Source organism: Corallococcus carmarthensis (assembly GCF_003611695.1).
Classification (GTDB): Bacteria; Myxococcota; Myxococcia; order Myxococcales; family Myxococcaceae; genus Corallococcus; species Corallococcus carmarthensis.
Map to the genome: position 1 here is coordinate 17,412 of NZ_RAWE01000129.1, position 10,275 is coordinate 27,686.

Annotated in this window: 9 protein-coding genes; 6 read left to right on the forward strand and 3 right to left on the reverse strand. The window is 70.6% G+C overall.

Annotated features, from left to right (window positions below):
• Positions 1-4: 4 nt before the first annotated feature.
• Positions 5-1,453, reverse strand: a complete 1,449-nt coding sequence (locus tag D7X32_RS28225; protein WP_120605667.1) for an SDR family oxidoreductase — start codon at positions 1,451-1,453, stop codon at positions 5-7.
• 91 nt (positions 1,454-1,544) lie between these two features.
• Positions 1,545-2,018 carry a hypothetical protein gene (locus D7X32_RS28230; protein WP_244239222.1) on the reverse strand — a complete coding sequence of 158 codons (474 nt, stop codon included), beginning with the start codon at positions 2,016-2,018 and terminating at the stop codon, positions 1,545-1,547.
• Positions 2,019-2,271: 253 nt separating this feature from the next.
• On the opposite strand from D7X32_RS28230, the gene D7X32_RS28235 reads away from it, so the two are divergent.
• The 3 genes from D7X32_RS28235 to uvrA all read left to right on the forward strand — a co-directional run bounded on the left by D7X32_RS28235 (position 2,272) and on the right by uvrA (position 6,550).
• Positions 2,272-2,700, forward strand: a complete 429-nt coding sequence (locus tag D7X32_RS28235; protein WP_120605669.1) for a YciI family protein — start codon at positions 2,272-2,274, stop codon at positions 2,698-2,700.
• Between the two features lie 68 nt (positions 2,701-2,768).
• Positions 2,769-3,890 (forward strand): serine hydrolase domain-containing protein, encoded by a 1,122-nt coding sequence (locus D7X32_RS28240; protein ID WP_120605670.1) that lies wholly within the window; start codon positions 2,769-2,771, stop codon positions 3,888-3,890.
• A gap of 116 nt (positions 3,891-4,006) precedes the next feature.
• Positions 4,007-6,550 (forward strand): excinuclease ABC subunit UvrA, encoded by a 2,544-nt coding sequence (uvrA, locus tag D7X32_RS28245; protein ID WP_120605671.1) that lies wholly within the window; start codon positions 4,007-4,009, stop codon positions 6,548-6,550.
• Between the two features lie 14 nt (positions 6,551-6,564).
• On the opposite strand, the gene D7X32_RS28250 is transcribed toward uvrA, so the two are convergent.
• Positions 6,565-7,326 carry a hypothetical protein gene (locus D7X32_RS28250; protein ID WP_120605672.1) on the reverse strand — a complete coding sequence of 254 codons (762 nt, stop codon included), beginning with the start codon at positions 7,324-7,326 and terminating at the stop codon, positions 6,565-6,567.
• A 326-nt stretch (positions 7,327-7,652) separates the two neighbouring features.
• Here D7X32_RS28250 and D7X32_RS28255 point away from each other — a divergent pair, with 326 nt between their 5' ends.
• The 3 genes from D7X32_RS28255 to D7X32_RS28265 form a co-directional block, all read left to right on the forward strand.
• A complete protein-coding gene (locus D7X32_RS28255) occupies positions 7,653-8,210 on the forward strand; it encodes an RNA polymerase sigma factor (protein ID WP_120605673.1) in 558 nt (185 codons plus the stop codon).
• Between the two features lie 3 nt (positions 8,211-8,213).
• Complete coding sequence (locus D7X32_RS45580) at positions 8,214-9,011, forward strand: hypothetical protein (protein ID WP_158625777.1); 798 nt, start codon at positions 8,214-8,216, stop codon at positions 9,009-9,011.
• Positions 8,998-10,275: caspase family protein (locus D7X32_RS28265; protein WP_147450302.1), on the forward strand; the 1,278-nt coding region annotated here is incomplete at its 3' end. The genes D7X32_RS45580 and D7X32_RS28265, both read left to right, overlap by 14 nt.

A 10,275-nucleotide genomic window follows, 5' to 3' on the forward strand; every position in this document is an offset into this window, starting at 1 on the left:
GGGTTCAGGACGCGCGAGCAGCCGGCAGCAGGCCGTCCACGGTCCCGGAGAGGCCGGCGTCCACCACCCAGATGGCGCCATTCACGCGCTGGGTCTTGGGCCCCAGCAGCAGCTCGGTCACGTCCGCGACGTCGTCCGCCGTGCACAGCCGTCCGCCGGGCGTCGCGGACTCCCAGCGCGCGACCCGCTCCGGCGCATCCGGGAACATGCCCAGCAGCTCCCCATGCACGGGCCCCGCGGACACGCAGTTGGTGCGGATGCCATCCGGCGCCAGTTCGGCGGCCAGATAACGCGTGAGGGATTCCACGCCCGCCTTCACCACGCCCTGGCACCCCAGGTCGTGCATGTACCGCTGCGACATGGACGTGGACATGGTGACGATGCTTCCGCCACCGCGCGCGGCCATCAGCGGACGGGCGCGCATCGCGCACTCATACGTGCCGGTGATGCAGGTGCGGAACGCCTTGTCCCAGTCCCGGGGCGCGATGCGGTCGAACGGACCGATGAGCCCGTTGGACGCATTGCACACGAGCAGATCCAGTCCGCCCAACTGCTCGCGGATCGCGGAGAACAGCCGCTCCAGGTGCTCCTCCTGCGCGACGGAGCCCCACAGGTGGAGCGCCTTGCCACCCGCGTCCACGATGTCCCGCGCCGTCTTCTCCCCGTCCTCCCTCGAGTGGAACGAGTTGACGACCACCGTCGCCCCCGCGCGAGCCAACCGCGTCGCGATGATCCGCCCGATGCCCTTCCCCGAACCCGTGACGAGCGCGACCTTCCCCGCGAACGGCAGCTCCATGCGCGATGCAAGCGGCGCGGGCGCCGCATGGACGGGCGCGCGAGGCCTGACCTCCGCGACAGCCGGCGCGGCGGGAAGCAGCGCGCGGGCCGCGTCCGCGATGGCGGCCATCGTGCGCAGCCGCTGAGACGGCTTCGGAGCCTCGCCCAGCCCCAGCTCCTTCATGAGCACGGCCATCACCTCCGCCTGCTTCACGGAGTCGATGCCCAGCTCGTCCTCCAGGTCCGCGTGCGGCGTGAGCAGGTCCTCCGGATAACGCGTCACGCGAGCGAACACGGCCCGCACGCGCGGGAGGAGATCCGTGGTGGCAGGCGCGCTGATGGCGACCTGTGCTTCAGCGGCAGCGGGCACGGGCGCGACAGTGAGCGACGGCCGCTGCGCGGTTCCCAATGCCTCCGTCACCGCCCCCGCGATGGCGCCGAGCGTGCGCGCCTTGCCGTTGCGCGGCAGCCGGTCCGGAGGCAGGTGGAACTCGCGAGCGATGACGGCGGCGATCTCCGCGAGCTTCACGGAGTCGATGCCCAGCTCATCCTCGAGCTGCGCGTGCTCCGTCAGGATGTCGAGCGGATAGCGGGTGACGGACGCGGCGCACTGCCGCACCTGCTCCAGGATGTTCGAGGACGCGGTGACGAACTGCTGCGAAGGATGTGCGGACATGGTGGCCCCTGCCGGTTCAATGCTTGGCGGGGCGGAATGTGCAGTGGGGGTCTGACACGTCTCACGACGCGTACGACACAGCACGGAAGCACTAATGAAGGGATGAAGACTCCTCGCGCACGGGAATGCGCGAGCCCTGTTCGTGTGTCACGTGAGCACGCCGCCATCCCAGCCACAGGGGAATGAAAAGCGAAGGCAGCGTGAGCAGATCCGTGATGTCCACCGTGTGCTGCGTGGGCCGCACCCAGGGAATGCGCGCACCCGCGAGCCACGCACGCAGCGCGTGGAAGGGCCACTGCAATCCGCCCAGCGCCCATTGCCACGCATTCCCGGCGTCCGGTGAAATCTTCGTGGCGGCGAAGCACAGCCCCGTCAGCACGACCGCGCCCACGAGCAACGCGAACGACGGCCGGAAGTCCCGCGCGTTTCGGCGGAACGCCTGCTCCCACAGCGCCTGGAGGAGCACGGGGAACATCGCGAGCCCGGCGACGTCGGAGAGCTTCCCCGTCCACCACGACGGCCAGCGCGCCTTGAACACGTGGTCGTTCAGGACGAGCAGGACCACGGCCCCCAGCACCACGGGGTGCAGGAGGCCACTGGCCGCAAAGGGCCTCGTCCCGGCGGATGTCCTGCCCACGCGCATGGTGGAACTGTCACACCTGGGGCCGGGCGATGGAAAGCCCTGTTATTGCGAGGGCTTGGACGGCCCCGCGAAAAATCCGCGAGCCGTGTCGATTTCCCGCGCACCCATTCGTTGCTCTGGAGAAAGCAGCGCACACGAACCCGCGCCCGCTGGTGCGCGTCAGGGAGCCTCGACGATGCGATTCATGATCATCCGCAGGGCGGACAAGGACACCGAAGCAGGCGTCCTCCCGGACGAGAAGCTGCTGGCCGCCATGGGCGCCTACAACGAGGAGATGGTGAAGGCCGGCGTGATGCTCCAGGGCGAGGGCCTCCACCCCACCAGCAAGGGTGCGCGCGTGAAGTTCACGAACGGCAAGCCGGCCATCATCGACGGCCCCTTCACGGAGACGAAGGAGCTCATCGCCGGCTTCACAATCATCCAGGTGAAGTCGAGGCAGGAGGCCCTGGAGTGGCTCAAGCGCTGGCCGTCCATGGACGCGGGCGGCAACGTGGAGCTGGAGCTGCGGCAGATCTTCGAGGACGACGACTTCGGCGCCGAGTTCACGCCCGCGCTGCGCGAGCAGGAAGCGCGCATCCGCGAGCAGTCCGCGAAGAACCGTTAGTCGCGATGGCGTCTTCCCGTGACATACGCTGCCGCGCTTCCAGGGCCGGTGTGAAAGCGGGTGGAGCGATGCTCCAGCGGATGGTGCTGCTGTCGGTGGTGTGTCTCATGGCGTGCGGAGGCAGTCGGGTGCCCACGGGACCGGGCTCGCCGCCGGACCGGCTCGATGACGGGTGGGCGGTGGCCTCCTTCGAGGACGCGGGCGTCCAGCGCCCCTGGTTCGACGCGCTGGAGCACGACGTGTCCGAGGGCACGGTGGAGATGCCGGACGCGGTGCTCGTCGCGCGCGGAGGCAAGCTGCTCTACGAGCGCTACTGGAACGACTTCACGCGGGAGAAGGCGCACGACCTGCGGTCCGCCACCAAGAGCGTCACGTCGCTGCTGGTGGGCATGGCGCACGACCGCGGCTTGCTGCCGGACCTGGACGCGCCCGTGCTGCCGCTCCTGCCGCACCTGGCGCCGGTGAAGAACCCGGATCCGCGCAAGGAGCGCATCACGGTGCGCCACCTGCTCCAGATGCGCTCGGGGCTGTCGTGTGACGACTGGGACCCGGAGTCACCCGGCAACGAAGAGCGGATGTACGACACGAACGACTGGGTCCGCTTCATCGTGGACGTTCCCATGCGGGACGAGCCCGGCACCGTGACGCGCTACTGCACGGGCGGCGTGGTGCTGCTGGGCGCGGTCCTGGAGCAGGTCAGCGGCAAATCCATCACGGACCTCTCCCGCGAGTGGTTGTTCGCGCCCATGCAGGTCCAGGATTTCAGCTGGCAGCCCGCGGGCAAGAAGGGCACGGACACGGGCGGCCACCTGCGCCTGCGTCCGCGCGACTTCCTCAAGGTGGGGCAGCTCGCGCTGGACGGTGGAGCATGGCAGGGCGAGCGCCTGGTCTCAGAGGCGTGGGCGTCCGAAATCGGCAAGGACCTGGGGCCGCTGGGCGACGCGAACTACGGGCTCCTGTGGTGGTACGCCCGCTTCGTCATCCAGGGCACGCCGGTGGAGGTGTTCTTCGCGCGGGGCAACGGGGGACAGTACGTCTTCGTCGCGCCCTCGCTGGGGCTCACCGTGGCCTTCACCGCCAGCCACTATAATGATGAGGCCGGCTCCGTATCGCCCGTGGCCCTGTTCGGGCGGTACGTGCTGCCGGCGGCGCTCGGGCTGGAACGGCCAGGGGCTGGGAGCGGCGGCTGAGCGGCCCGTGCTGTCCTCTGCCAGACGGTGGCGGTCCGGGACGCATCAGGATTCCGACGAGGGGGCGCGCTTCGTGGATGACCTCGCCCGGGCGGGTGGGCAGGTTCCGCCCTGTCATGGCCACTCCCAAAGCACCGCGCACCCGCAAGACTCCCGACCCCTCCGGCTTCGTCCGCGTCCGGGGTGCCCGCGAACACAACCTGAAGCACGTGGACGTGGACATCCCCCGCGACGCGCTGGTGGTCTTCACCGGCGTATCGGGCTCCGGCAAGTCGTCGCTGGCGTTCGGGACGCTCTACGCGGAAGCGCAGCGGCGCTACTTCGAATCCGTGGCCCCGTATGCCCGGCGCCTGATTGATCAGGTGGGCGTGCCGGAGGTGGACGCCATTGACGGGCTGCCTCCGGCGGTGGCGCTCCAGCAGCACCGGGGCGCGCCGACGTCCCGCTCGTCGGTGGGCAGCGTGACGACGCTGTCGAACTCCGTGCGCATGCTGTACTCGCGCGCGGGCCTGTACCCGCCGAAGCTGGAGCGGCTGGACTCGGATGCGTTCTCTCCGAACACGCCCGCGGGCGCGTGCCCGAAGTGCCACGGCATCGGCCGCGTGTTCGAAGTGACCGAGCGCTCCATGGTGCCGGATGACTCCTTGAGCATCCGCGAGCGCGCCGTCGCCGCGTGGCCGCCCGCATGGCACGGCCAGAACCTGCGCGACATCCTGGTGACGCTTGGCTACGACATCGACAAGCCCTGGCGCGACCTGCCGAAGAAGGACCGCCAGTGGATCCTCTTCACCGACGAGCAGCCCTCGGTCCCCGTCTACGCGGGCTTCACGTCCGCGGAGGTGAAGCGGGCCATGGCTCGCAAGGAGACGCCCAGTTACATGGGCACCTTCACGGGCGCGAAGCGCTACGTGATGACCACCTTCGCGACGACCCAGAGCGCGATGATGAAGAAGCGCGTCGCCCGGTACATGGTCGCCAGCGACTGCTCGCTGTGCGAGGGCAAGCGCCTGAAGCGCGAGTCGCTGTCGGTGACGTTCGCGGGACGCGACATCGGTGAGCTGTCCCGCATGCCGCTGGAGCAGGTCGCGGAGCTGATCAAGCCCACGGCGGAAGGGAAGGGGAAGGACGCGGAAGGAATGGCCCGCGAGCACCCGGAGAAGGTCATCGTCGCCCAGCGCATCACGAAGGACCTGCTCGCGCGCATCCAGGTGCTGACGGACCTGGGCCTGGGCTACCTGTCGCTGGAGCGCAGCACGCCCACGCTGTCGCCGGGTGAGTTGCAGCGGCTGCGGCTGGCCACGCAGGTGCGCTCCAACCTCTTCGGCGTGGTGTACGTGATGGACGAGCCATCCGCCGGCCTGCACCCCGCGGACACGGAGGCGCTGCTGACGGCGTTGGACCGGCTGAAGGAGGCGGGCAACTCGCTGTTCGTGGTGGAGCACGAGGTGGACGTCATCCGCCACGCGGATTGGATCATCGACGTGGGGCCCGCCGCCGGTGAGCACGGCGGGCAGGTGCTCTACAGCGGAGTGCCGGAGGGACTGGCGAAGGTGGAGGCCTCCCGGACGCGGCGCTACCTCTTTGAGGAAGAGGCCCTGCGCCGCCGCTCGCCCCGGAAGGCGACGGGACGGCTGCGGCTGGAAGGCGTGAAGCGCAACAACCTGCGCGGGCTGGACGTGGACTTCCCGCTGGGCGTCTTCACCACGGTGACGGGCGTGTCCGGCTCCGGCAAGTCCAGCCTCGTGAGCCAGGCGCTGGTGGAGCTGGTGGCGGGAAGGCTGGGCCAGACGCTGGCGCCGGAAGAGGAGGAGGGCGAGCCGCTGGACCGCGAACCGGTGCTGGCGAGCGAGGGCTATATAAAGGAGGGGATGGAGGCCATCCGCCGGCTGGTGACGGTGGACCAGAAGCCCATCGGCCGCACGCCCCGCTCCAACCTGGCGACCTACACGGGCCTCTTCGACCACGTGCGCAAGCTGTTCGCGGCGACCCCACTGGCCAGGTCGCGCAAGTACGGCGCGGGGCGCTTCTCCTTCAACACGGCGGGAGGCCGCTGCGACACGTGCGAGGGCGAAGGCTTCGTGAGCGTGGAGCTGCTCTTCCTGCCCAGCGTGTACGCGCCGTGCCCTACCTGCCACGGCACCCGCTACAACGCGAAGACGCTGGAGGTGCGCTACCGCGAGAAGAACATCGCGGACGTGCTGGGTCTGACGGTGGACGGCGCCTTCGACTTCTTCACCGACGAGCCGCCCCTCCTGCGCGCGCTCAAGGTCCTGCGCGACGTGGGCCTGGGCTACCTGCGCCTGGGCCAGCCCGCGACGGAGCTGTCCGGCGGTGAAGCCCAGCGCATCAAGCTGGCCACGGAGCTCCAGCGCACCCAGCACGGCGACACGCTCTACGTGCTGGACGAACCCACCACGGGCCTGCATCCGGCGGACGTGGACAAGCTGATGAAGCAGTTGGAGGGACTGGTGGACGCGGGCAACACGGTCATCGTCGTGGAGCACGACCTGCGAGTCATCGCCGCCAGCGACCACGTCATCGACGTGGGCCCCGGCGCGGGGAACGCCGGAGGCCGGGTCGTGGCGCAGGGCACGCCGGAGCAGGTGGCGAAGGTGAAGGAGAGCCGCACCGCGCCGTATCTGGCGCGGGTGCTCGGGTGACGTAGGCGTCCGGCTCAGTCGTCGTCGCCGTGGCGGTCGTCGTCGGAGTCCTCGCCGCCGTTGCGATCGTGGTCGTCGAAGGCGTCGATGGAGCGGTGCAGGTTGTTCTCCAGCTGCGAGCGGTTGTGGTCGTCACGCGGATCCAGCCGCGTGCCGCCCTCGCCGGTGAACCAGCCGCTGGGGTCGATGTTGATGGTCACGTTCTGGTCGTCCCCGCCGGTGACCTCGAAGTCCGCCTCGCGCTCCTGCTCCACGCCGACGCTGGTGACGAACTGGAAGGGCGCGCCGTCGATGTGGCCGTCGATGACGAGGGACGCCCCCAGCTCCGCCAGCTCCTTCAGCGCGGCGTTGTCGCCCGCCTCGGTGACGGACACCTTGCCGATGTCGAACTCGATCTCATCGTAGAGGCCCGGCTCCACCGTCACGTCGCGCAGGCGGACGACCTGTCCCTCCAGCGCCGTGCCCGTCAGGTCGATGAGGAAGGCGCCCGTGCGCTGCTTCTGCTCGCTGTGATCATCCGTGCTCGTGCCGGCGTCGTCCTTCGTGGCGTCGTCGTCGTCATGATGGCCCTCGCGCTTGAGCTCCAGCTCGCGCACCGACAGCCGCACCCGCTCCACGGTGATGCCGTTGGAGGTCTCCAGCCGCTGCACGGCCTGGCCGGGAAGGCCCGCGCCCGAAACCGAGGAACCCATCCGCGTGCTCAGCCCCACGGAGGACGCACCATTGCCACACGCGGACAGGCACAGGACGGAGGCGAACAGACCGATGAAACGCATGACGTGTGTCTCCTGGTTCTGGAAGGCGTCCCTCGCTGGCGGCGCCCCCTGTTGAAAAGGAAGGAGCACGGCCGCGAGAAACGGCCACAGGCCGTGATTTCCCCCGCGCAGCTCCAGGGTGGGACACGCACTCTGCGTGGCTCCCGGAGCCTGACGGACAGGCGCGCGTGGCCGGAAGTGACCCCCGTGACTCCTTCCCTCCAGACGGAGTAGTGGATGGGGGTCATGGCTTGCAGCTTCACACCTGGATCGGCCTGCCCCTGGAGGCGTCGCCCCGGCGCGAAGCCCGCGTGCGTGGGGAGGGCAGGGGCGTGACGGAGCAGGAGATGGCGGACTGCATCCGCCGGGCGGCCCAGGGAGAGCAGGCCGCGTGTGGCCAGCTCTACCAGCGCTTCCACGGAGCGGTGCGCCGCGTGGCCCAGGGGTCGGGGACGCTGGAGGCCGCGGAGGTGGAGGACGTGGTGCAGGAGACGTTCGTGCGGGCCTTCCGCGAACTGCCCCGGCTCCAGCATCCGCGCGCGTTCAGCGGCTGGCTGCTGACCATCGCCCGGCACCACGCCTACGCGCTCAGCCGGAACGTGAAGGCCCGAGCCCGCGCGGCGGAGGACCTGGCGCGCGAGGCGGACATGTCCGTGCCCGCGCTGCCGCCCTCGCTCACGCTGGAGCGCCGCGTGGCGGTGGTGCGCGCCCTCATCGAAGGGCTGCCCGAGGGCCCGGAGAAGGACACGGCCCGTCTCTTCTATCTGGAGGGGGAATTGAGCGCGCGAGAGATCGCCGAGCGCCTGGGCCTGGGCAAGAGCGCGGTGACGATGCGCCTGGAGCGCTTCCGCGCCCGGGTGAAGCGCGAGTTGCTGGCGCGGCTGCTGGCCGCGGAGGTGGGGTGAGCCATGAGCACGAGCGACAGACACCTGGACGTGGAGTCCTCGAAGCAGCTCGAACGGCGCGAGCCCGAAGCGGTGCGCTACTTCGCCGAGCACCTCTCGCGTCCCTGTGAGGTGTGCGAGGCGTTCCTCGCCCGCGAAGATGCGTCGCCCGGTGAGTTCCCGGGGCTGGACGCGCTGACGGACGAAGCGCTCGTCGAGGCCTCGGGCCGCCCCGTCCGTGAGGACGCGGTCGGCTGGGCGCGAGTGCGCAGGAATCAGGGGGCGCCCCGGCGGGCCTGGCTGACCGGAGGGCTGGGGGCAATGGCCGCCGCCGTCGTCCTGGCCCTCCTGGTGCGTCCGGGGGCCGGAGGTCCCGGTGACGTGGAGCCGTCCTCGCAGCGCATCAAGGGGACCGCGCCCCTGGCGCTGGAGGTCACGGCGGTGGCGCGGCTGCCGGACGGAACGGTGCGCGCGGTGGCGGAGGACGCGGTGGTTCCGCCCGAAGCCGTGGTGCTCCTGCGCTACCACGCCAGCGAGTCCGCGGACGCCCTGCTGGTGCGCGAAGCCCCTGGCGTTCCGCCGCAGGTGCTGGGCCGCCATGTGTTGACGCCGGGCACGCACGACCTGCGCGACGGAGAGGACCTGGCGGGCGTGTCCCTGGAGGACGAGCGAGGGCCGGTGACATTGGTGCTGGTCGCCTGGCCGCAGGGCGTCCAGGGAGACGCGGCATTGGAGGCGGTGCGCGTCAGCGGTCAGGTGCCTCCCGACGCGGCCCAGGCCCGCCTTCGTTTGAAGGTGGCGCCGGGGCATGCTGCACCCTGAGGAGCCGCGCGTGTCCCGCCTGCTGTTCATCCCCGTGGTGCTGGCGCTGGTGGCGCTCGGCGCGTGCCGCTCGGTGGAGCCGCGGGAGAAGGGCCGCGCGGTGCGGGTGCGGCTGGACGACGGCGTGCTGGCCACTGCGCAGGAGGGCGAACGGCACGCGCTGCTCATCGGCATCTCCGAGTACGCGGACCCCGCATGGAACGGGCTGCGCTACGCGGCGAAGGACGCGGACGACCTGGGCCGCGTGCTGGCGGATCCGGCGCGCGGAGGCTTCCGCTCCGTGACGGTGCTCACGCGTCCCGAGCAGACGACGCGCACGTCGGTGCTCGCCGCGCTCCAGGCGCTGGAGGCGCATCCCTGGCGGCCACAGGACACGGTGGTCGTGTACATGTCCGGCCATGGCTCGCTGGCGCGCGACGCGAGGGGCGAATTGCAGCGCTACCTGGTGACGTCCGATACCCGCTACCGGGATGTGGCCGGCACGGGGCTGGACATGGCCACGCTGGAGCAGGCCCTGGAGCGGCTGGGCTCGCGGCGGCGCGTGCTGGTGCTGGCCACCTGTCACAGCGGCACGGGCAAGTCGCTGCTGCCGCCGGAGGTACGCGACGAGCTCGCGCACACCAAGGCGGCCTTCCTGCCGCAACCGTTGGAGGCCGCGAGCCGCGCCTCGCTGGTGTTGTCCGCCAGTGATTGGGGCGAGGCGGCGCGCGAGGACGACGCGCTGGCCAATGACATCTACACGCACTTCCTCATCCAGGCGCTCGATGGTCGCGGCGATCGCAACCGCGATGGCGCGGTGAGCGCGACGGAGGCCCACGACTGGGCCCGCCGCAACACGTGGGCCTATACGGAAGGGCGCCAGCGGCCCAGCGCGCAGATATTGGAAGTGGGCGCGGATCCGGTGCTGCTCTCCGGCACGCTGGAGCGGCCCGGACAGCCGGAGGTCTTCTCCTACAGCGCCAGGCTGGAGGGCTTCACGCTCAAGGTGGACGGCCAGGACGCGGGCGAGCTGCCCGGCGGCGTGGTGGTGCCGGAGGGCCGCCGGAAGCTGGAGCTGCGCAAGGGCGGGCAGGTGTTGTGGGAGGACACCGTGGCGCTGCGCTCCGGCGAGCGGCGGGAGTTGGAAGCGTTCCTCCGCCCCATGACGGACGGGCCCAAGCGCACGGTGACGCTGGGCGCGGGCGTGCTCGGGTTCCTGGATGGACAGAGCCGGGAGCAGGTGCTGCCCGCGTCGGCGCTGGCGGGCGTGGGGCTGGGCTGGGAG

Coding starts and splice junctions, on each gene's coding strand:
- D7X32_RS28225 (WP_120605667.1), bottom strand. CDS start 1,453: ATGTCCGCACATCCTTCGCAGCAGTTCGTCACCGCGTCCTCGAACATC.
- D7X32_RS28235 (WP_120605669.1), top strand. CDS start 2,272: ATGCGATTCATGATCATCCGCAGGGCGGACAAGGACACCGAAGCAGGC.
- D7X32_RS28240 (WP_120605670.1), top strand. CDS start 2,769: ATGCTCCAGCGGATGGTGCTGCTGTCGGTGGTGTGTCTCATGGCGTGC.
- uvrA (WP_120605671.1), top strand. CDS start 4,007: ATGGCCACTCCCAAAGCACCGCGCACCCGCAAGACTCCCGACCCCTCC.
- D7X32_RS28250 (WP_120605672.1), bottom strand. CDS start 7,326: ATGCGTTTCATCGGTCTGTTCGCCTCCGTCCTGTGCCTGTCCGCGTGT.
- D7X32_RS28255 (WP_120605673.1), top strand. CDS start 7,653: ATGGCGGACTGCATCCGCCGGGCGGCCCAGGGAGAGCAGGCCGCGTGT.
- D7X32_RS45580 (WP_158625777.1), top strand. CDS start 8,214: ATGAGCACGAGCGACAGACACCTGGACGTGGAGTCCTCGAAGCAGCTC.